This window comes from Bifidobacterium sp. UBA744, from assembly GCA_002298605.1.
Classification (GTDB): domain Bacteria; phylum Actinomycetota; class Actinomycetes; order Actinomycetales; family Bifidobacteriaceae; genus Bifidobacterium.
Genome location: DBKS01000020.1, coordinates 1 through 20,754, shown reverse-complemented (window position 1 = coordinate 20,754; position 20,754 = coordinate 1). Strand labels below are relative to the sequence as shown.

General features: G+C 62.6%; 17 protein-coding genes. 14 read left to right on the top strand and 3 right to left on the bottom strand.

Annotated features, from left to right (window positions below):
• The 3 genes from rpmE to prmC form a co-directional block, all read left to right on the top strand.
• Window positions 1-143, top strand: a 143-nt coding sequence (gene rpmE, locus B2994_RS02145; protein ID WP_291526759.1) for a 50S ribosomal protein L31, incomplete at its 5' end; no start/stop codon positions are given.
• 116 nt (window positions 144-259) lie between these two features.
• Complete coding sequence (prfA, locus tag B2994_RS02140; RefSeq protein WP_291526757.1) at window positions 260-1,351, top strand: peptide chain release factor 1; 1,092 nt, start codon at window positions 260-262, stop codon at window positions 1,349-1,351.
• Window positions 1,352-1,383: 32 nt separating this feature from the next.
• Window positions 1,384-2,295, top strand: coding sequence for a peptide chain release factor N(5)-glutamine methyltransferase (prmC, locus tag B2994_RS02135; protein WP_291526758.1), 912 nt, complete (start codon window positions 1,384-1,386; stop codon window positions 2,293-2,295).
• Here the strand turns inward: prmC and B2994_RS02130 are convergent.
• Window positions 2,283-2,882, bottom strand: a complete 600-nt coding sequence (locus B2994_RS02130; protein ID WP_349675653.1) for a sugar O-acetyltransferase — start codon at window positions 2,880-2,882, stop codon at window positions 2,283-2,285. The two genes, prmC and B2994_RS02130, sit on opposite strands and share 13 nt — an antisense overlap.
• A 280-nt stretch (window positions 2,883-3,162) precedes the next feature.
• Here B2994_RS02130 and B2994_RS02125 point away from each other — a divergent pair, with 280 nt between their 5' ends.
• The 3 genes from B2994_RS02125 to guaB all read left to right on the top strand — a co-directional run bounded on the left by B2994_RS02125 (window position 3,163) and on the right by guaB (window position 6,681).
• The gene (locus B2994_RS02125) at window positions 3,163-3,852 is read left to right on the top strand and encodes an L-threonylcarbamoyladenylate synthase (protein ID WP_291526755.1); all 690 of its coding nucleotides are present in this window, start codon (window positions 3,163-3,165) and stop codon (window positions 3,850-3,852) included.
• Window positions 3,849-5,030 carry an MraY family glycosyltransferase gene (locus tag B2994_RS02120; RefSeq protein WP_291526754.1) on the top strand — a complete coding sequence of 394 codons (1,182 nt, stop codon included), beginning with the start codon at window positions 3,849-3,851 and terminating at the stop codon, window positions 5,028-5,030. The genes B2994_RS02125 and B2994_RS02120 overlap by 4 nt, the downstream gene beginning before the upstream one ends.
• A gap of 106 nt (window positions 5,031-5,136) precedes the next feature.
• Window positions 5,137-6,681, top strand: a complete 1,545-nt coding sequence (gene guaB / locus B2994_RS02115) for an IMP dehydrogenase (protein WP_291526753.1) — start codon at window positions 5,137-5,139, stop codon at window positions 6,679-6,681.
• A 199-nt stretch (window positions 6,682-6,880) separates the two neighbouring features.
• On the opposite strand, the gene B2994_RS02110 is transcribed toward guaB, so the two are convergent.
• Window positions 6,881-8,665 (bottom strand): glycoside hydrolase family 13 protein, encoded by a 1,785-nt coding sequence (locus B2994_RS02110; protein WP_291526752.1) that lies wholly within the window; start codon window positions 8,663-8,665, stop codon window positions 6,881-6,883.
• 222 nt (window positions 8,666-8,887) lie between these two features.
• Here B2994_RS02110 and orn point away from each other — a divergent pair, with 222 nt between their 5' ends.
• The 4 genes from orn to B2994_RS02090 all read left to right on the top strand — a co-directional run bounded on the left by orn (window position 8,888) and on the right by B2994_RS02090 (window position 13,827).
• The gene (gene orn / locus B2994_RS02105) at window positions 8,888-9,538 is read left to right on the top strand and encodes an oligoribonuclease (protein WP_291526751.1); all 651 of its coding nucleotides are present in this window, start codon (window positions 8,888-8,890) and stop codon (window positions 9,536-9,538) included.
• Window positions 9,539-9,555: 17 nt separating this feature from the next.
• Complete coding sequence (locus tag B2994_RS02100; protein WP_291526750.1) at window positions 9,556-10,971, top strand: PIF1 family DEAD/DEAH box helicase; 1,416 nt, start codon at window positions 9,556-9,558, stop codon at window positions 10,969-10,971.
• A gap of 54 nt (window positions 10,972-11,025) precedes the next feature.
• Window positions 11,026-12,885, top strand: a complete 1,860-nt coding sequence (locus B2994_RS02095) for a proline--tRNA ligase (protein WP_291526749.1) — start codon at window positions 11,026-11,028, stop codon at window positions 12,883-12,885.
• Between the two features lie 447 nt (window positions 12,886-13,332).
• Window positions 13,333-13,827, top strand: coding sequence for a single-stranded DNA-binding protein (locus B2994_RS02090; RefSeq protein WP_291526748.1), 495 nt, complete (start codon window positions 13,333-13,335; stop codon window positions 13,825-13,827).
• Window positions 13,828-13,896: 69 nt separating this feature from the next.
• Here B2994_RS02090 and B2994_RS02085 read toward each other — a convergent pair whose 3' ends face one another.
• Window positions 13,897-15,972, bottom strand: coding sequence for a M13 family metallopeptidase (locus B2994_RS02085; protein WP_291526747.1), 2,076 nt, complete (start codon window positions 15,970-15,972; stop codon window positions 13,897-13,899).
• Window positions 15,973-16,435: 463 nt separating this feature from the next.
• Between B2994_RS02085 and B2994_RS02080 the strand changes: the two genes are divergently transcribed.
• The 4 genes from B2994_RS02080 to B2994_RS02065 all read left to right on the top strand — a co-directional run.
• On the top strand, window positions 16,436-17,476 hold the full coding sequence (locus tag B2994_RS02080; RefSeq protein WP_414630618.1) for an HdeD family acid-resistance protein: 1,041 nt from the start codon (window positions 16,436-16,438) through the stop codon (window positions 17,474-17,476).
• Between the two features lie 86 nt (window positions 17,477-17,562).
• A complete protein-coding gene (gene map / locus B2994_RS02075; RefSeq protein ID WP_291526745.1) occupies window positions 17,563-18,339 on the top strand; it encodes a type I methionyl aminopeptidase in 777 nt (258 codons plus the stop codon).
• Between the two features lie 201 nt (window positions 18,340-18,540).
• Entirely contained in the window at window positions 18,541-19,833 is a 1,293-nt protein-coding gene (locus B2994_RS02070) for a citrate synthase (protein ID WP_291526744.1), read from the top strand.
• 111 nt (window positions 19,834-19,944) lie between these two features.
• On the top strand, window positions 19,945-20,754 hold an 810-nt coding region (locus tag B2994_RS02065; RefSeq protein ID WP_291526743.1), incomplete at its 3' end, for a hypothetical protein.

Sequence of the window (20,754 nt, the reverse complement as noted above, 5' to 3'; positions counted from 1 at the left end):
CCCGCACTGCCGGCAAGGGAGATCACATGTTCGTTGACGTGTGCGCCAACTGCCATCCGTTCTACACCGGTAAGCAGAAGATTCTCGATACCGGTGGTCGTGTGGCTCGCTTCGAGGCCCGCTACGGCAAAAAGAACAAGTAGCTTGGACTTCTTGCGCCAGCCCACGCATGTCTTGCGCCGGCTGGCGTTTTCGTATCTGATGGCAGTATCGCCGGGCGTGGCGCGTCGGCGATCGTAATGGGAAAAGGGACAGGCACATGGCAGACGACGAACAGTTCCCGGCGGCGAAAACGGCGCTGGAGGAATATCGGTCCATCGAGCAGCGGATGGCCGACCCCGAGATCGTGTCCAATCCGGACAAATTGCGCAAGCTGGGCCGACGTCATGCCGAGTTGGGCGCGATTGTCGGCGCGTATCAGTCGTATCTGGCCGTGCGGGACGATCTCGAAGCCGCCCGCGAGATGGCTTCCGAGGATCCGGAGTTCGCGGAGGAGGCCAAGCGGCTGGAGGCCGAGCTACCGGGCGTGGCGGACAAGCTCCGCACCGCGCTGATTCCCCGTGATCCCGACGACGCCCGGGACACCATTATGGAGATCAAGGCCGGCACCGGTGGCGAGGAGGCCGCGCTGTTCGCCGGCGACCTGATGCGCATGTATACGCGCTATGCGGAAAAGCGCGGCTGGACCGTTTCGATCCAGTCCGAAAACACCACCGAGCTTGGCGGCGTCAAGGATGTGCAGATGGCCATTCGCGCCAAGGGCACCCCCGCGCCCGAGGATGGCGTGTGGGCCAGCTTGAAATACGAGGGCGGCGTGCATCGCGTGCAGCGCATCCCCGTCACCGAATCGCAGGGGCGCATCCAGACGTCGGCCGCCGGCGTGATCGTCTTTCCGGAGGCCGATGAGGACGATGACGAGATCGAAATCGATCCGAAGGACCTGAAAATCGACATCTTCATGAGCTCCGGGCCCGGCGGCCAGTCGGTGAACACCACCTATTCCGCGGTGCGTATGACGCATATTCCCACCGGCATCACGGTGAACATGCAGGACGAGAAGTCTCAGATCCAGAACCGCGCCGCCGCGCTGCGCGTGCTCAAGAGTCGCCTGCTGGCCATGAAGCACGAGCGGGAGGCGGCCGAGGCCGCCGACATGCGCCACTCCCAGGTGCGTTCGCTGGACCGTTCCGAACGCATCCGCACCTACAACTTCCCGGAAAACCGCATTGTCGATCACCGCACCAATTACAAGGCGTACAACCTTGACCAAGTGCTTGACGGCGATTTGCAGGCGGTGATCGACTCCGACATCCAGGCCGACGAGGCCGACCGTCTCGCCAATCAGAAGTGAGCGCAGTGCACGAATCCCCCGGGGCGGGCATTATGCGCCTTCCCGTTGCGAGTGGCGTTCGATCCATGGCCGCGATGCTGCGCCGTGCCGGTGTCGACACTCCCGAGCATGACGCCAAGCTGCTGATCGCCGAAGCCGCCGGCGTGGCGTTGCGCGATGTTGACAAAGCCATGCTCATGGGCGATTCCCTGACGGTTGACATGCCTCGGCTGAACGACATGGCAAGCCGTCGGGCGGCGCGCGAGCCATTGCAATACATTGTCGGCCATGCACCGTTCCGTTTCCTGGATCTGGCGGTTGGCCCTGGGGTGTTCATTCCTCGCCCGGAAACCGAATTGGTGGTGCAGGAGGGACTTGACTGGCTGGCTTCCCGGCATATCGACGCACCCCGTGTGGTGGATTTATGCGCCGGATCAGGGGCCATAGGGCTGTCCGTGGCGGCCGAAATGCCAACCGCCGAAGTCTGGGCGGTGGAATTGTCCGAACGGACCGCCGCATGGGCCCGGCGAAACGCCGATGCCGTGCTCGCCCCCCATGGACGCGCCGTCGGCCGCTACCACCTGAGCGTCGCCGACGCCACACTGCCGGGCACCCTGGAGGAGTTGGACGATACGGTCGACGCGGTGATCTCCAATCCGCCGTACGTGCCGGAACTGGCGGTGCCCAGTCAGCCCGAGGTGCGCGACTACGATCCCGAACTGGCGTTGTACGGCGGCTCAAGCGATGGACTTGCCATCCCGGGACTGATCATTCGCCGCGCATTCGCCCTGTTGCGAGACGGGGGACTGCTGGTCATGGAGCATGACATCACGCAGGGCGGCGCGTTGGTCGCCGCCGCGATGGGCGCTGGATTCACGCAGGTCCGAACGGGATTCGACTACACGCACCGGCCGCGATATCTCGTTGCGGTCAAAGGGCGTCAGGGCGGTGGTCAGCGCGCGTAATCCTGCAACGCGGAGGCGTCGGCCTCGGTGATTTCGCGCAGTACGTGAGCCGGGTTGCCCACGGCGACGGTATGCGGCGGAATGTCGTGCGTCACCACCGTTCCGGCGCCGATCACGCATCCCTCGCCGATGGTGACGCCGCCCAGCACCGTCACGTTGCCGCCGAACCAGCAGTTCGGGCCAATGACGATCGGGCGGCCGTATTCGTAGTCGTAGGTTGAGCCGTCAACGTGTTTGCGCACATTGCGGTCCTGCCAGCGCAGCGGATGCATCGGAGGCAGCAGCGATACGTTCGGTCCGAACAGCACGTCGTCTCCGATGGTGACCGGCGCGCAGTCCAGCACGGTGAAGTTGAAGTTCGCGAACACGCGGTCGCCGATGGTGGTGTGGCAGCCGTAGTCGAAAAAGATCGGTCCCATTACGTCGAGATCGGCGCCGTGCCGCGGGAGCAGTTCGTCCAGAATCGCGTTGCGCGCGCGATGGTCGCCGCGCGGCTGGCTGTTGAACCGTGTGCACAGGTCGCCGGCATGCTCGCGCAGGGCGACGAGTTCGGGATCGGCCGGATTATACAGCTTTCCGGCGAGCATCTCCTCGCGTTCCGACTTACGCGGCAGACGCAGCTCAACCGGAGGCAGCTTGGCGGCGGGCGGGCTTGAGAATTCGGTGTTCCTGGCGTTCTCGTGGTTTTCTTCGTGCATAGGTCCGTTGTACTAGTCCGATGCGACGGGGCGCAACGCGTTCTGCCCCGCCGTCCTCCAGACGACGGCCGTCTCATTGCGATGTGAGTTCAAGTACACTGCTGAATAGATACAGCGCTCGCGGTAAGGTCCGATGGGTCGAACGAGCGTACAACCGAGGAGGATCGCGATGAAGGCTGAAGTGCGGACGGTGGACGCCGAATCCTGCGAACTGGCGGCGGAACTGGTGAAGCGGGGCGAACTCATTGTGATTCCCACCGACACCGTGTATGGCGTGGCCTGCGATCCGCACAGCGAGCGGGCCATCAGGCGCATCTACGAGGCGAAGCGCCGACCCGCCTTCAAGGCGTTGCAGGTGCTCGTGGCCTCCACGGATGATCTTGCATCGCTGGGACTGGAGTTGCCGGCTCCGCTGAACCGGTTGGCCGCGCAGTTTCTGCCCGGCGCTTTTTCCCCGATCGCCGTGGCCAGGGAGGATTGCGATCTGAAAACCGTGCGCGAAACGCGCGTTGCCGGCGAGGACGGCTCGTCCGCGGTGGCCGCCCGCACCCAGGGCATTCGCATCCCCAATTCGGCGTTGTGCCTTCGGATTCTGAAGGCCACCGGCCCGCTTGCGGCTTCGAGCGCCAATCGTTCCGGCGACGAGTCGGCGCAAACCGTAGACGAGGCGGTGGCGGCGCTTGGCGACCAGGTGGCGCTTTACCTTGACGGCGGTCCCACCCAAGGGCATGTTTCCAGCACGGTGGTGGCCGCCGACCCGCATGGACGCGACGGTATCGCCATTATGCGCGAAGGTGTGATCCCGCAGTCCGTGGTCCGCGCGGCGCTGACGGTGAACGGCGGGGGGTTGGGCGCATGAGGGTCTATCTGCTCATCGCCGCGATCGCCGGTGGCGTGACCTGGCTGATCACGCCCATTGTGCGGCATGTCGCCATCGAAATCGGCGCGGTTGGCAGGGTCCGTGCGCGTGATATGCATACGGTCCCCACCCCGCGCATGGGCGGCGTCGCTATGATGATCGGATTCGTGGTGGCCATGCTGTTCGCCTCCCGCATTCCATTCATCGCCGGATTGTTCTCCTCCGACACCACCGCGTGGGCGATTATGGCCGGGGCGGTCGCCATCTGCCTGTTGGGTGTCGCCGATGACCTGTGGGATCTTGACTGGATGCTCAAACTGGCCGGTCAGTTGCTGATCTCGGTGTTCGTGGCATGGGGCGGCGTGCAGATCATTTCGTTGCCGATGGGTTCGCTGATCGCCGCGTCGCCCAGCCTGTCGATGGCGTTGACGGCGATTCTGATCGTCGCGTCGATCAACGCCGTCAATTTCGTCGACGGTTTGGATGGTCTGGCCGCTGGCATCGTGGCGATTGGCGGTGTGGCCTTCGCCATCTATTCGTATATTCTCGCCCGCACTTCGCCCTCCTATGCCTCGATGGCCACGCTGGTGGATGTCACCCTGGTGGGCATTTGCGTGGGATTCCTGTTGCATAATTGGCATCCGGCGAAGCTGTTCATGGGTGATTCCGGCTCCATGCTGCTCGGATATCTCATCACCTGCGCTTCGATCGTGATGACGGGCCGCCTGGATCCGATGAGCGTGCACACCAGTGTCTATCTGCCGATGTTCATGCCGATCCTGCTGCCGATTCTCGTGCTGTTCCTTCCGGTGCTCGACATGTGCCTGGCGATTGTGCGCCGTCTGAGCCACGGGCAGTCGCCGATGCATCCCGACCGCATGCATTTGCACCATCGCATGATCGGCATCGGCCACACGGTTCAGGGCGCGGTGACTATTCTGTGGAGCTGGGCCGCGTTGATCGCCTTCGGCTCCCTGGGCATTCTGTTCTTCGAGCCGGCGCACGTGGCGATCGGCTTCGCCGTGGCGGTGGTGGTGCTCACGATCGTCACCATGTACCCGTATCTCAAAGTCCGTCTGCCCGACATTCGTCGCGAAAACGCCGAATTCCGTGCGATGCGGCTGAAGGCCGAGCATGCGAACACCGAAGAGCGCACCCACGGGGATTCGGCTCGCTAGCGAATGCGCGTCTCGCTGGCGCATGCTCGCATCCTTGGCGCATGCTCCGGCATATTGATATTTCAGTGTGTGTCGGGTAGTCAAGATGGACACATATATTTTATCCATGGCTACTTTCAATTCAGAAGAACAGTCCGCTTTCAATCCGCTTCCCCCCATTTTCGCCAAGCTGGGCCTCGCATATGACGATGTGCTGCTGCTGCCGAACGAAACGGATGTCATTCCCTCCGAAGTGGACACCACCACTCATCTGACCCGCGACATCACCATGAAGTCCCCGGTGCTGTCCGCCGCGATGGATACCGTGACCGAGGCCGAGATGGCCATCGCCATGGCCCGTAACGGCGGCATCGGCGTGCTGCACCGCAACCTGTCCATTGACGACCAGGCGGCCCAGGTCGATGTGGTGAAGCGCTCCGAATCCGGTATGATCACCAATCCTCTGACCGTGCATCCCGAGGTCTCCCTCGCCGAGCTCGACAAGCTGTGCGGCCGCTTCCATATCTCCGGCCTGCCGGTGGTGGACGCCGATAACAAGCTGGTGGGCATCATCACCAACCGCGACATGCGCTTCATCGCCTCCGAGGATTATGACCATCTGAAGGTCAAGGACGTGATGACCAAGGAGAACCTCATCACCGGTCCGTCCAACATCTCCAAGGAAGACGCCCACGTGCTGCTGGCCAAGCACAAGGTCGAGAAGCTGCCGCTGGTGGACGCCGAAGGCCACCTGACCGGTTTGATCACCGTGAAGGACTTCGTGAAAACCGAGCAGTACCCGGATGCCACCAAGGACGAGCAGGGCCGTCTGCGCGTGGCCGCTGGCGTCGGTTTCCTCGGCGATGCCTGGCAGCGAGCCTCCGCCCTGATGGAGGCCGGCGTCGACGTGCTGGTGGTGGACACCGCCAACGGCGAGGCCAAGCTCGCTCTCGACATGATCTCCCGCCTCAAGCATGATTCCGCCTTCAACGGCGTGCAGATCATCGGCGGCAACGTCGGCACCCGTTCCGGTGCCCAGGCCATGATCGACGCCGGCGCGGATGCCGTCAAGGTCGGTATCGGCCCCGGCTCCATCTGCACCACCCGCGTGGTTGCCGGCGTGGGCGTGCCCCAGCTCACCGCCGTGTACGATGCCGCCCAGGCCTGCCGCGCCGCAGGTGTGCCCTGCATCGCCGACGGTGGCATCCACTACTCCGGCGACATCGCCAAGGCCCTGGTCGCAGGCGCATCCTCCGTGATGCTCGGCGGCACCCTGGCCGGCTGCGAGGAGGCGCCGGGCGAGAAGGTCCTGCTGCACGGCAAGCAGTACAAGCTGTACCGTGGCATGGGCTCCCTGGGCGCCATGGCCCCGCGTGGCAAGAAGTCCTATTCCAAGGACCGCTATTTCCAGGCCGACGTCACCTCCAACGACAAGGTCGTGCCGGAAGGCGTCGAAGGCGAGGTCCCGTACCGCGGACCGCTGAACGCCGTGCTCTACCAGATGCTGGGCGGCCTTCACCAGTCGATGTTCTACATCGGCGCGCACAACATCGCGGAAATGCCGGAGAAGGGCCGTTTCATCCGCATCACCGACGCCGGTCTGCGCGAGTCGCATCCGCACGACATCGTGATGACCGCCGAGGCCCCGAACTACACCGGCTTCCACAACTGATCCGCTGACCTTCGGCGCGTATCCGTAACAAATCGCCAGAAGGTATGCGCTGGCAAAGGCTGGGCCCCGATCGCAGGATCGGGGCCCAGTTGTTTTCGCCGGCAGCGTGCTGCAAGACCATCGTGGTTGCGGTTGTGGCTCAAGTCGCTGCGGCGCAGGCACAACCACCCTGCCGGCTACGCGGCGGTATCCGCGGCGGCTAACGCAGACTCAACCACGCCGACGCATCCTGCGGCAGCAAACCATCATCCGTCAGCGGAGCGGACGTCAGCAGCACCTCGCCGCCCGGTAAGGCAGCCGGTTTCGATGCGAAATTGGTGACGCAGGCCCAGCCATTCTCCCTTGCGTAGGCGATGACGCCGCCGGGCTGCCCGTCGGCGCCGTCGTTGAGCCCGCTGGGGGCGTCGCAATCCAGCCACCGACAACTGGTGTCGGCGGTCTGCAGCCTATGGCGCAACGCGAGCACCCGTCGATAGAAGTTCAGCATGGACTGGGGGTCGTCGGATTCCACGTCCACGGCGAAGTCCTTGAACCATTTGGGTTGCGGCAGATGCGGGTCGCTGGCCGCGCCGGCGGGGGAAAATCCGAACGATCCATGCGAGCCGAACTGGTCATTCGGGTGCTCCGGAACGGGGGCGTCCGCGGCCGTCCACGGCAGCGGCACGCGGCATCCGTCGCGTCCCTTGGTGGATTCCTCGCGGTCCGAACGAAGCGGCCATGGATCCTCAAGTCGATCCCATGGAATGTCGGGCACCTCGAACAGGCCAAGCTCCTCGCCCTGATACACATAGGCGGAACCGGGCAGCGCCATTTCCAACATCAGCGCGGCGCGGGCGCGACGGGTTCCCAGCGGACGGTTTTCAATGTAGGTGCGTCCCATGCGCAGAGCCCAGTCGGCGGAAATCTGGTGATATTCGGGGGTGGGCACCTGCGGCAGGGCGTAGCGTGTGGCATGACGGTGCACATCATGATTGCTCATCACCCATGTCGAGGTGGAGCCGGAACGCTCCGCGCATGCGAGTCCTTCGGCAATCGCGGCCTTCATCGCCGGATACGTCCAATCCGCCTTGGCGAATTCGAAGTTGAAGATCTGCCCCAAATCGTCGGGGGAGGCGTACAGGTACTGGCGTTCAGGCCGCACCCAGGCCTCGGCGACGGCGAATCGCGGCGGATCGTATCGGTTGAATACCTCGCGCCGCCACTCATGGTAGATGTCGTGCACCTCATCGCGGTCCAGCACCGGGTGGGAGCCGTCCGCCGGCATGTCGTTGGTGCTCATCACCCCGTAGTCGTCCAGATCGTCGCGGTTGAGGTCCTTGGCCAGCGCCTGCGCCACATCGACGCGGAACCCGTCGGCGCCGTGGTCGCACCAGAAGCGCAGCGTCGTCAGAAAATCCTCGCGCACCTCGCGGTTGTCCCAGTTGAAATCGGGCTGCTCCTTGGTGAACATGTGCAGATACCACTGGCCGTCCGGCACGCGCGTCCAGGCAGGCCCTCCGAAATGATTCACCCACCTGGTGGGCGGCTCGTCACCGTTTGGGCCCCTGCCGTCGCGGAATATGTAGCGGTTGCGCTCAGGCGAGCCGGGGGCGGCGTGAAGTGCCGCCTGGAACCACGGATGTAGGCGGGAGCTGTGGTTGGGTACGATGTCCACCACGATTTTGAGGCCGGCGGCATGGGCGGTTTCGGTGAGGCGGTCAAAGTCCCGCATGGTGCCCAGACGCGGATCCACGGCGCGGTAGTCGGCCACGTCATAGCCGCCGTCGGCCAGTTCGCTGGGGTAGAAGGGGGACAGCCAGATCGCGTCCACGCCAAGGGCGGCCAGATAGTCGATTTTTTCGGTCACGCCATTGAGATCTCCAAGTCCCGAACCGGTGGTGTCCTTGAAACTACGCGGGTAGACCTGATAGACCACGGCTTGCCTCCACCACAGGGAGGGATCCTGCGCCGCCATTGCGTCCGTTGTCTCGGAATGTTCAGCCATGGGGCCATTATAAATGCGCCAGCATGCCAAATTTGGCAGATCTGTGCACTGAGAGGTCTGTTGCGGTCGCTACCAGTGCAGTTCGGCCAAATTTGGCAACAGCTGGTCCTCGGATGGGTGCCATACAACGCGTCGCTAGGCGGTCCGGCGTCGGATATAGGCTGTAACGTTCTTCGCCGGACGATGTCAGAAGCTGGCGACTAGTTTGAAAGGCGGCGCACGATGGTAGACAGTCACGACGCAGAGGTCTACACCTCACAGGATTCTCGTCTGATCTGGATCGATTGCGAAATGACGGGACTTGACATTTTCGGCGGTGACGAACTCGTCGAGGTTTCGGTGGTCCCCACGGATTTCGATCTCAAGGTGCTTGATGAAGGTGTGGACTACGTGATCAAGCCAAGCCGGAAGGCCGTGGATCATATGAACGATTTTGTGCGCGCCATGCACACCCGTTCCGGTCTGATCGACGAATGGGACCAAGGCCTCAGCCTGGACGAGGCGCAGGCCAAGGTGATGGAATACGTCAAACGCTTCACGCCGGACGGCGTCAAGCCGCTGCTCGCCGGCAACACCATCGGCAGCGACAAGAAGTTCCTCGACCACTACATGCCCGGTCTGATGGCCAATCTGCACTACCGCACCATTGACGTGAGCACCTTCAAGGAGCTGGCCCGCCGCTGGTATCCGGAGGTGTACAGGAACCGTCCGCCAAAGAACGGCGGCCATCGCGCCCTCGCCGACATCATCGAAAGCCTGGACGAGCTGCGCTATTATCGCAAGGCGTTCATGGCGCCGGCCCCGGGCCCGGACGAGGCCGAGTCCAAGGCCATCGCCGCCGAAATCGAAGCCACCAGTCTGCTGAACAAGTAGAAAAGCGGTCACGCCGCATGCGCCAATCAGAAGCCCTTACCATATTGGAGGCCGGAGCGAGTGTGTTTCTCACCGGCGCCCCGGGGTCCGGCAAAACCTATGTGCTCAATCAGTTCATCCGTCAGGCGAGGGCAATGGGCGCTTCGGTGGCTGTGACCGCGTCCACAGGCATTGCGGCCACTCATGTCAACGGTCAGACCATTCATTCCTGGAGTGGCGTGGGCGTGTCGAATGCGTTGACGGCGAGCTTGCTGAAACAGATCCGGACCCGGCGCAGGCGCAAGATCCAGGCGACGGACGTGCTGGTTGTCGACGAGGTGTCGATGATGCACGCGTGGCTGTTTGACATGGTCGACGAGGTCTGCCGTGCCATTCGTCATGACGATCGGCCGTTCGGCGGCATGCAGGTGGTCTGTTCCGGGGATTTCTACCAGCTGCCGCCGGTGTCTGTGGGCGGGCGGAACCGTGACGTGCTGGCGCCCAGTCCCGAGTTTGTGGCGAGTCGGGAGCGCTATGCCGAAGCCGGCCGCAATCCCGATGGGTTCATCACCGAATCCTTCGCATGGCAGGCGTTGCAGCCGGTGGTGTGCTACCTGACCGAACAGCATCGCCAGGATGACGGCGCCCTGCTGGGTGTGCTGACCGATATTCGCAACGGGGCCGTCTCGCAGACCGACCGCAATGCGCTGGTGACAAGGCTGGGCGTGCTGCCCGCCGATGACGAGGTGGCGGTCACGCTGTTTCCGGTGAATCGCCAGGCCGATTCCCTGAATGACATCCGTTTGGCGCGGATCCCGGATGCTGAGCACGAGTTCTATGCGCAATGCACGGGCCAGACGAATCTGGTAAATCGGCTCAAGAGCAACATGCTGGCGCCCGAGCGGCTGGTGCTGAAAACCGGAGCCGCCGTGATGGCGCTGCGCAATGACCAGGATCATCAGTACGTCAACGGCTCGATCGGCACGGTTCGCTCGTTCGCGCCCGAGTCCAGGGGCGGCTGGCCGATCGTGGAGTTCGAGAACGGCAATGTCGTCACGATGCGTCCGGCCTCCTGGGAGATGACGGACGGGGAGACCGTGCTTGCGTCGGTCAAGCAGGTGCCGTTGCGTTGCGCATGGGCGATTACCATCCATAAATCGCAGGGCATGACATTGGACCGCGCGGTGATGGACCTTCGTCGCACCTTCGCCCCGGGCATGGGGTATGTGGCGCTGTCCCGCGTCGAATCGTTGGGCGGGCTGTACTTGACCGGCGTCAACGAGCGCATGTTTCTCGTCTCGGCCGATGCGGTGGCTTTGGATGTCGATCTTCGCGCAGCCTCCCGGGCCGCCGCCGATCGGCTGATGAAGGACGGCGATGCCGAATCCTTCGTACCGAAAACCGGCCAGTCGGTTGACGGGGATGATGAATTCGCCCAGGACGCGTTGTTCTGAGCGAGAGGCGGGCCATCCGCCGATCCGTCCCCTCAGGCGGGTAGTTTTAGGCCTATGAGTTCCAAAGCATTACGTATGTCCACCATGTTCCTGCGCACTCTGCGCGAGGATCCCGCCGATGCCGACGTCGATTCGGCGAAACTGCTGCAGCGCGCCGGATATATCCGCAAGGCCGCGCCTGGCATTTGGACGTGGCTGCCGTTGGGCCTGAGCGTGCTCAACAAGATCGAGGCCATCATTCGCGAGGAGATCAACGGTATCGGCGCCCAGGAGGTTCATTTCCCGGCGCTGCTGCCGCGCGAACCCTATGAGGCCACCCATCGCTGGGAGGAATACGGCGACAATATCTTCCGGCTGAAGGATCGCCATCAGGCCGACTACCTGCTGGCGCCCACCCATGAGGAAATGTTCACGTTGCTGGTCAAAGACCTGTACTCGTCGTACAAGGACCTGCCCGTCACCCTCTATCAGATTCAGACCAAGTATCGCGACGAGTTTCGTCCGCGCGCCGGTCTGGTTCGCGGCCGCGAGTTCATCATGCAGGACGCCTACTCGTTCACCATTGACGAGGAGGGCATGAAGAAGGCATATTACGACGAGCGCGGCGCCTATGAGCGTATCTTCCAGCGTCTTGACCTGAAATATGTGCCGGTGTTCGCCATGTCCGGTCCGATGGGCGGCTCCGCCTCCGAGGAGTTCCTGGCGCCGATGCCGATCGGCGAGGACACCTTCGCGCTTGCCCCCTCCGGCAAGGCGTGGAACGTCGAGGCGCTGCATACTCCGCCGGTGCCGGATGTCGATTACTCCGCCACTCCTGCGGCCACGAAGCGTCCGACCCCGAATGCCGCCTCCATCGACGAGATGGTCGCCTACGCCAACGAACACGAGCCCCGCAAGGATGGCCGCGAGTGGGCAGCCACCGACATCCTTAAGAACGTGGTGATCGTGGTGAAGCATGCGGAGGATGACACGCATGACCGGCCATGGCGCGAGCTTGTGGTGGTGGGCGTTCCCGGCGATCGCGTGGTCGATATGAAGCGTCTGGAAGCCCAGTTCGCCCCCGCCGAGATCGAGGAGGCCACTGAGGACGATCTCAAGGCGCATCCCGAATTGGTGCGCGGCTACATCGGTCCGATGGCTGTGGGTCCGCAGGCTCGCGGTGGCAGGAAGGCTTCCGATGCCGCCGAGGCGGATGACGCGCTGCGTTTCTTCGTGGACGCGCATGTGGCCAGGGGGTCCGCGTGGTTCACGGGCGCCGACGAGCGGGATGTGGATTATTACGATCTGGTCTACGGCCGCGATTTCGAGGCCGATGGCGTGGTGGAGGCCGTTGAGGTTCGTCACGGCGACATGAGCCCGGATGGTTCCGGCCCGCTGAGTTTCGAACGCGGCGTGGAAATCGGGCAGGTCTTCCAGTTGGGTCTCAAGTACACCAAGGCGCTTGATTTCAAGGTGCTTGATCGCAACGGCAAGACCGTTCCGGTGTGGATGGGCTGCTATGGCATCGGTGTGTCGCGTGTGCTCGCCTGCATCGCCGAAACACATCACGACGAGGCCGGTCTTGCCTGGCCCGCCGTCGTCGCCCCGGCCCAGGTGCATGTGGTGGCGACCGGTAAGGACAAGGCTGCGTTCGAAGCCGCCGAGAAGCTGGTGTCCGAGCTGGAGGAGCGCGGTCTCGAGGTGATCTACGATGATCGTCCCAAGGTGTCTCCGGGCGTGAAGTTCAAGGACGCCGAGCTGATCGGCGTGCCGTTGATTGCCGTTGCCGGCCGCGATACCGTGTCGAACGGCACCATCGAGATCCGCAACCGCGATGGTTCAGACAAGGTTGCCGTGCCAGTCGATCAGGCTGCCGCGACATTGTCTGATCGTCTGGCTGCGCTGTTGGGATCCGAGGCCCGGTCCGCCAAGTAAAGCCGCGTCGCATCTTCGTTGACGGGTCTCCTGTGCGTAGCTGAGCATTGCGTAACTGCGCGGTAGGCATAGGTGGTCAGCGGCCATGCGAAGTATCGCGCCCCGCTCAATCAGTTCGAGGAATCGGCTGATGGGCGGGGCGCGATTGCGTCTCGGGGTTTGGGGCGGCGGTTGATGCACGTTATGCACGGTGTTGTCCACCGGATGACCGATGACATGCGAGGAGAGGCCCTGTGGAGGGGACATCCGCGCACAATCTCCGGATGGCTTGAGGATGAGCGGCGGCTGCGAGACAGTAGGAATCACCGCTAAGGTCGTGGCGCCGGATAACGGCGGAGGAAGTCCTCTCACTCGCACAACCTCCATCTCTTCTTCCGGCGTTCCTGCGGAGGTGCCACGGCCCGATGCGGTCCACTTTTGACATCTCGGTGTAGAGAAAGGACCGACATGGCGCAGCAGGGCATCATAACCGTCAATGGAAATCTTGGATCGGAGCCCCGTAGCGTGGGCAATGGCAATACGCCCATCTGCTCATTCAGCTTGGGAGTGACGGATGGATATTTCAATCGGCAATCCGGGCAATGGGTGAGCCGCCCCACCACATGGCTGAGGGTGAAGGCGTTCCGCGCGCTCGCGGCGAACATCATGGCGTCGTTGCATAAAGGTGATCCCGTGATCGTCACAGGGCAGCTCGGCACGGAAACCTGGCAGAATGGTAACGGCGACGAGCAAAGCTCCATGGTGATCACAGCGACCGACGTGGGGCATGATCTCGCCATGGGCCGGTCCGTGTTCGTGCGGAATTCGCCGCGCAGGGAGCGGCCTGCGCCGAACGCTGGTTCCGCCGAGGCGGCGCAGGGATCCGAAACCGCCTGTCGGGACCCCTATGACAATGAGGGGACCTCTCAGGAAGGAGGTCCCCATGACAATCCGGAGTTCTAGCCTGGTTTCCGATCTTCGCTATCGAGACGAAGAGCTTGGGCTAACGGAACTGGTGCGTCGCACCCGGCTTTACCAAATGCGCACGCGATCGGCCGGGTCGAGCCACATGCCATCACCCGGCTTGACCGCGAATGCCGTTTCGAACAAGTCGACATTGCGCACGATGCCGTTGGTGCGGCATTCGGCGGGGGAATGCGGATCGATCTGAAGGTATTGCTCGGCGAGTTCGTCGCGGTTCTTGGTGCGCCAAATCGACGCATAGCTCAGGAAGAAGCGCTGCAGGCCGGTGAAACCGTCCATCTCCGGGGCCTTGGCGAGGGCTGTTTCGATGGCCTGCGGGCTGCCGGTTTCGGCGCTTGCCGGGTCAAGGGCGAAGGCGTAGGCCTTGAGCGCGATGTTCACGCCGCCCAGATCGCCGATGTTCTCGCCGATGGTCAGGGCGCCGTTCACATGCGGGGCTTTGCTGGGGTCGTCGGCGTATTTGGCTTCGAGCTGCTTGGGAACGAACGCGTTGTACTGCTCGATCAGGGCGTGGGTGCGCTGCTCGAAGTTGGCGCGGTCCTCGGCGGTCCACCAATCGTGCAACTTGCCGTCGCCGTCGTACTTGCTGCCCTGGTCGTCGAATCCGTGGCCGATTTCGTGGCCGATCACCGCACCGATGCCGCCGTAGTTCGCTGCGTCCTCAGCCTGCGGATCGAAGAACGGGGGCTGCAGGATCGCCGCCGGGAAGACGATGACGTTCATGGTGGGCTCATAGTAGGCGTTGACGGTCTGGGGGTTCATCAGCCATTCGTCTTTGTCGACTTGCTGTCCGACCTTGGCGAGCTGGTAGCCGGACTCATAGGCATGGGCGGCTCTCATGTTCTCGACGAGACCGGCTTCGGCGGATACTTCGAGCGCGGAATAGTCGCGCCAATGGTTGGTGTAGCCGATTTTCGGCGAGAATTTGGCGAGTTTGTCAAGGGCTTTTGCCTTGGTGTCTTCGCCAAGCCAGTCGGAATGCTCAATCGAGACGTGATACGCCTTGATGAGGTTGTCGACCAGTTGCTCCATGCGGCGTTTGCTGGATTCCGGGAAGTGGCGGCGTACGTATTCGCGGCCGACGTCCTCTCCGCATACGCCGTTCACCAGTGACACGCCACGTTTCCAGCGGTCGCGCATCTTGGTGGTGCCGGAGAGCGCCTTGCCGTAGAAGTCGAAGCGTGCCTGATCGAAGTCGCCGCTGAGGTAACCGGCCCAGCCGATGAGCGTGTGCACACGGGCCCAGAGCTTCAGATCCTCGAGATCGGCGGCGTCCCAGAAGGCGTCCACGCCGGTCAGGAAGCTGGGTTCGTGGACGATGGTGTGGGCGAGCACCGCCTGCATGTCGACCTTCTGATGCTCGGCGGCGGGCAGTGCATCGTAGGCGGCCTGCCAGGCCTCGGCCCAGGCGGCGATGTCGAAGTGTCCGAGGCTCTTGGACAGTTCGGCGAAGTCGGTGGGGTTGTAGGTTTTGTCCTCGTCGCGGGTCGAAACATTATCCCAATGCTGCGCGGCGATGGAGGTTTCCGTTGCGAGGAAGCGCGAGGCCTGGTCACTGGCTTCGTCGTCAGTGGCGGCGTAGCCGGCGAGCTGGAGCAGACGGGCCACCATCATCACGTACTGTTCGCGTACCGGTGCGTAGCGGTCGTCGCGGTAATAGGCTTCGTCAGGCAGGGCGAGTCCGTCCTGGCCTATATGCGCCACATTGTGATCCGGATCGCCGGGGTCGGGGTAGACGGCGATGCCGATGAGATCGGGGCCGCCTTCGGGGTTGAGCGCACCCAGCACGTGGGTGAGCTCGGGTTTGCCGCTTGCGGTGTCGATGGCCTTCAGGTCTTCGGCGATGGGCGTGATGCCGGCCTCTTCGATGGCTTTGGTGTTGAGGAAGCTGGCGTACAGCGCGGTGGATTTGACCGCCGGGCTGGAAGGATCTTCGAGAATGTCTCTCACCTGGGCTTCGGCGTCCTCGGCGAGCTTGTCGAAGGATCCGTAGCGCGAACGGTCGTCGGGCAGCCGGTATGTGTCGATCCATGGGCCGTTCACGTAGCGAAACAGATCGTCGGTTGGCTTGGTGGTGGAAGAGAAGGAGGCCGGGTCAAGGCCGGAAGTCAATGCGTTAGTCATGGTGCCCAGCCTAATGGCGTTTGGCGACACGGCAATCAGATACTATGGTCATTAAATCAACATCGTGTTGTTCAATGTCATGTTTTTCAGTAAACATTCATGAACGCTTCTTAGCGTGCCCCAATAGAACGGCGAATGGAGAAAACGCCCAGTATGGAAGGAAGCGGATATGTCTGAATTCAGCGGTCGGCACAATGGCGAAAAGCCGCAGAACAGTCAGTGTTCGCAGGATGAATCGCCCGAGCAGGACGATCAGTCCTCGCAGTCCCCGCAGCCTGCACAGCCCGATCAGTCGAAGCAGACCGATCAGCTCGCACGGGAATCGCAAGCCAGACAACAGAGCGGGCGATCCCAGGGCGGTGCCTCGTCTCAGCCGCAGTCGCAGCCCGAATACGTCGAGAATCCCAATGGGTTCGGCGCCAACTACGTCAACCAGCCTCCGGCGGGGCAGCGGGGAGAGGGGATGCCGAATGGCAGTGCCGGGCAACCGGGGCAGCCGTACGGGCAGAATCCCCAGAATCCCCAGAACCCGTACGGTCAGCCCGGCTACGGGCAGGCGCCGTATGGTCGGGCATATGGTCAGCCGGGGGCCCAGCCCTATGGTCAGGGCCAGCCCTATGGGCAAGGTCAGCCATATGGCTATGGCTATGGATACGGCCAGCCCTACTGCGGCCAAGGTCAGGGGCCTTGCGGCCAAGGTTACGGCCAGCCGAACGCCAATCAGCCGTACCAGGGCCAGCAGTACACGCAGAACCCGTATGGTCAGCCCTATGGTCAGGGCCAGCCTCATGGATACGGTCAGGGTCAGCCCGGGCGGAATGGGCAGCAGCGCAACGCGCGATCCCAATACTCCACGCAGCCCCGTGAACAGGAACGGCAGGATCGGCGCGGCGACTGGTACGCCGAATTCTCGCGCCCCGATTTCGATCCCTTCAAGCTGGTCGAAGAGCTGTTGCCGCAAAAGACCAAGAACTGGATCCGCGCCATCTACGCTGTGGTGGGCGTGACCGCGGTGATCATCGGACTGGCCCTGCTGGTCTGGCCCGGCCCCACGCTGGTTGTGGCGGCTGTTGCGCTCGCCATCTATTTCATCGTTTCCGGAGTGGTGCGCGCCATCACCGCGATCGTCGCGCAGGGCCTGCCGGCCGGCTGGCGCGTACTCGACGTGCTGATTGGCGTGCTGCTGGCCATCGGCGGCGTGGTCGTGCTGAAGAACACGGCGATGTCCGCGTCGGCCCTGCTGATGCTCACTACCTGCATGGTCGGGCTCGGCTGGATTATGGAAGGCTTCATGGGGTTGGCGGAGTCCTGGCGCGTGCCGTCCTCCGGCTGGGCGGTGGTGTACGGCATCATCTCAATCATCGCGGGCTTCGTCATGCTGGTCTCCCCGATGCAGTCCGCCGTGTTCCTAGTGATCTTCGGCGGATGCGCCCTGATCATCATGGGCGCGGTGGCGATTGTGCGCGCCTTCAAATTCGGCAGGAAATCCGGCGGCGGGCGCTGACCGGACACGCGGTCGGCGGGTGTCATCCGTATGTTGAGCGGACGCGCTAGGCTGGTTGCCATACGATGTTCGGTAGAAAGAAACCCATGATTGAACTGAAAACACCTCAGGAAATCGAAGCCATGAAGCCCGCCGGCCGTTTCGTCGGCCACATCCTGCGCGAGCTGAAGGACATGACCAAAGTCGGCACCAACCTGCTGGAAATCGACGAATTCGTCCACAAGAGGATCGTCGATCGCAAAGGCGCCGAATCCTGCTATGTGGATTACGCGCCCGATTTCGGCACCGGCCCGTTCGCCCACTACATCTGCACGTCCGTGAACGACGCCGTGCTGCACGGCGTTCCCTACGACTACAACCTCAAGGACGGCGACCTCATCAGCCTTGATCTCGCCATCAACGTGGACGGCTGGGTTGGCGACTCCGCCATCAGCTTCGTGGTCGGCAAGGACAAGGATCCCGAGGACCTCCGCCTGATCAAGTGTACCGAAGAGGCGCTTGCCGCCGGTATCGAGGCGGCGCAGCCCGGCAACCGCCTTGGTGATGTGTCGTCCACCGTCGGCGATATCGCCCGCGAATACGGCTACCCGGTCAATCTTGAATTCGGTGGGCATGGTGTGGGCCACATCATGCACGGCGATCCGCATGTGCCCAACGACGGTCGTGCGCATCACGGCTACAAGCTGCGTCCCGGCCTGGTGATCGCCATCGAGCCGTGGTTCCTCAAGACCACCGACGAGATCTACCAGGATCCGAAGGACGGCTGGACGCTGCGTTCCTCCGACGGCTCGCGTGGCGCGCATTCCGAGCACACCATCGCCATCACCGACAATGGCCCTGTGATCCTCACCACCCGCGACTAGCATATGTATCGCAATGCCGCGCCGGATGGCGTACGGCAATGCGACTGCGAAGCCCCACGATCCGCGGACCGCGGGGCTTCTTGCGTTGCCGTGGGGCAACCCCCCATTGGACTCACCGGCCCATCATGCAAGATCGAAATACGGCCGCGACATGTCGGGCGGTATAGTTGGGCTTCATCCGCGCAAGTGAAAGGGCTCCCCATGGCGACTGCGAAGCTGGACATCTACGACAGCAAATTCGATCTTCCGCTGGTAAAAGCCACCGAGGGGCCGGACGGCATTGTCGTGTCCAAACTGCGCAACGACGGCTGGGTGACCTTGGATCCCGGTTTCCTCACCACCGCGCAGTGCGAGTCGAAAATCACCTATATCGACGGCAAGAACTCCATTCTGCGCTATCGCGGCTATCCGATCGAGCAACTGTGCGAGCAGTCCGATTTCCTTGAAGTGGCCTGGCTGCTGCGCTACGGCGAGCTGCCTACGAAATCGGAATTCGACCAGTTCGTCAAGGACATCAACCATCGCACCATGGTCGGCGAGGACTTCCGCACCTTCATGGGGTCCTTCCCGCGCACCGCGCACCCGATGAGCGTGCTCGCCTCCGCCGTCAACGCGCTGGCCACTTTCTACCCGGATACCACCGATATCAACGACTCCGACCAGCTCGACGAGGCCGCCACCATCATCATGGCGAAGGTGCGCACCATCGTCAGCTACATCTTCCGCCGTCGTCGCGATGAGCCGATGCTGTACCCGGATTACGCCCGCGGCTATGTGGATGATTTTCTGCGCATGTGCTTCGCCGTGCCCTACGAGCCGTTCGAATCCGACCCGCTGTACGTGCATGCGCTCGGGCGTCTGCTGATCATTCACGCGGACCACGAGCAGAATTGCTCGACGTCGGTGGTGCGCATCGCCGGATCCGCCCATGCCAATCTGTACTCAGCCGTGGCCGCGGGCATCAACGCGCTGTCCGGCCCGTTACATGGCGGGGCGAATGAGGCCGTGCTGCGTCAGCTCAAGGCGATTCGTGACTCGGGCAAGACGGTTCGCGAGTTCGTCGAGGACGCCAAGGCCAACGGCACCCGCATTTCCGGCCTTGGCCACCGTGTGTACAAGTCGTACGACCCGCGTGCCGCCATCGCCCGCCAGTACATGGACCAGATCATGGAACGTGAGGACACCTCCAAGCTGCCCGGCGACGAACGCGCTCTGTTCGACGTGGCGAAGGAACTTGAATCCATCGCGCTGAACGATGACTATTTCATCTCGCGCAACCTGTATCCGAACGTGGATTTCTACACTGGGCTGATTTACCGAGCGATCGGCTTCGACCCGGCCATGTTCACCACCCTGTTCGCGCTTGGTCGCATACCCGGTTGGATTGCGCAGTATCGCGAGATGCTGGCCGACCCCAACACCAAGATCGGCCGTCCGCGTCAGGTGTACACCGGCGCTACCGAGCGAGACTATGTCCCCATCGACCAGCGCTGACTATTGCTATTGCGTTGACGATTACGCTGGCTGTTCGCAAGCGTTCGTATGACGCTGGCGATTTGCGCAGCACATACTTCCTATCCGCTGCATGGATCCACCTCATGATTCATGCAGCGGATTTGTATACGGGGCCTCAAACAAGTGTTTCTTCACGGAGGCGGAAGTTGGCTGGTTGCAGGGCCGTGGTTGCTGGTTTTAGGCTTGATGCCAGGTGGCGTCGCTGGTGATGCCGCCCTGATTGGCCCGCGATGTTGCGGGCGGAGGGAGGCTGCGGTGGTTGGGACGGGAGTGGTTCGCCGTGTGGTGGTCTTGGTTGGCTTGTTGCTTGTGTTGTCGGGTTGCGGTGCCGGTCCTGGTGATGCTGCCGTTGCGCCGCCTCCGGGGGATCGGGTTCGTGCGGGGTATGCGCAGTATGTGGATTCGGTGCCGATCGCGGACGGGTACATGCGGGAGATTGAGGGAAGCCTTCAATATGGAGGGGCTCGTGTTGATGTAGTGCGCAGAATCCTTGATGACAGGGTGATCACCGCCGGGGAGATGAACGATCTGGAGAGCAAGGTGGTCGGATGCTATGCGAAGTACGGGTTCCAGCCGAACAGGGACTACTGGTTCACGAAGGGCAGCGGCATCGACATCTACAATAATGTTTCCATGTCGGTGGATGACAGTCGCATATCCGACATTGAGAACGAATGCGAAGCTGCGAATGGATATGAACTGGTTGTTTCGTATTATTACCAGGCTTTGTACAATCCGGAGGACATTGATTTGGATCCTTACCGGTTTGAGTGTTACCGGGAGCATGGTTTGGTTGATGGGTCGATGTCGTTTGACGAGTTCAATCGTGTGCGTAAGGCGGGTGGCAATCCGTATGTCAATGGGAATCCCACGGGTTTGAAGGATTCCCGGTTCCCGGTG

Bases quoted from the DNA above. Each gene is read 5' to 3' on its own strand.
- prfA (WP_291526757.1), top strand. From the start codon at position 260: ATGGCAGACGACGAACAGTTCCCGGCGGCGAAAACGGCGCTGGAGGAA.
- prmC (WP_291526758.1), top strand. From the start codon at position 1,384: ATGCGCCTTCCCGTTGCGAGTGGCGTTCGATCCATGGCCGCGATGCTG.
- B2994_RS02130 (WP_349675653.1), bottom strand. From the start codon at position 2,882: ATGCTCGCCGGAAAGCTGTATAATCCGGCCGATCCCGAACTCGTCGCC.
- B2994_RS02125 (WP_291526755.1), top strand. From the start codon at position 3,163: ATGAAGGCTGAAGTGCGGACGGTGGACGCCGAATCCTGCGAACTGGCG.
- B2994_RS02120 (WP_291526754.1), top strand. From the start codon at position 3,849: ATGAGGGTCTATCTGCTCATCGCCGCGATCGCCGGTGGCGTGACCTGG.
- guaB (WP_291526753.1), top strand. From the start codon at position 5,137: ATGGCTACTTTCAATTCAGAAGAACAGTCCGCTTTCAATCCGCTTCCC.
- B2994_RS02110 (WP_291526752.1), bottom strand. From the start codon at position 8,665: ATGGCTGAACATTCCGAGACAACGGACGCAATGGCGGCGCAGGATCCC.
- orn (WP_291526751.1), top strand. From the start codon at position 8,888: ATGGTAGACAGTCACGACGCAGAGGTCTACACCTCACAGGATTCTCGT.
- B2994_RS02100 (WP_291526750.1), top strand. From the start codon at position 9,556: ATGCGCCAATCAGAAGCCCTTACCATATTGGAGGCCGGAGCGAGTGTG.
- B2994_RS02095 (WP_291526749.1), top strand. From the start codon at position 11,026: ATGAGTTCCAAAGCATTACGTATGTCCACCATGTTCCTGCGCACTCTG.
- B2994_RS02090 (WP_291526748.1), top strand. From the start codon at position 13,333: ATGGCGCAGCAGGGCATCATAACCGTCAATGGAAATCTTGGATCGGAG.
- B2994_RS02085 (WP_291526747.1), bottom strand. From the start codon at position 15,972: ATGACTAACGCATTGACTTCCGGCCTTGACCCGGCCTCCTTCTCTTCC.
- B2994_RS02080 (WP_414630618.1), top strand. From the start codon at position 16,436: ATGCCGAATGGCAGTGCCGGGCAACCGGGGCAGCCGTACGGGCAGAAT.
- map (WP_291526745.1), top strand. From the start codon at position 17,563: ATGATTGAACTGAAAACACCTCAGGAAATCGAAGCCATGAAGCCCGCC.
- B2994_RS02070 (WP_291526744.1), top strand. From the start codon at position 18,541: ATGGCGACTGCGAAGCTGGACATCTACGACAGCAAATTCGATCTTCCG.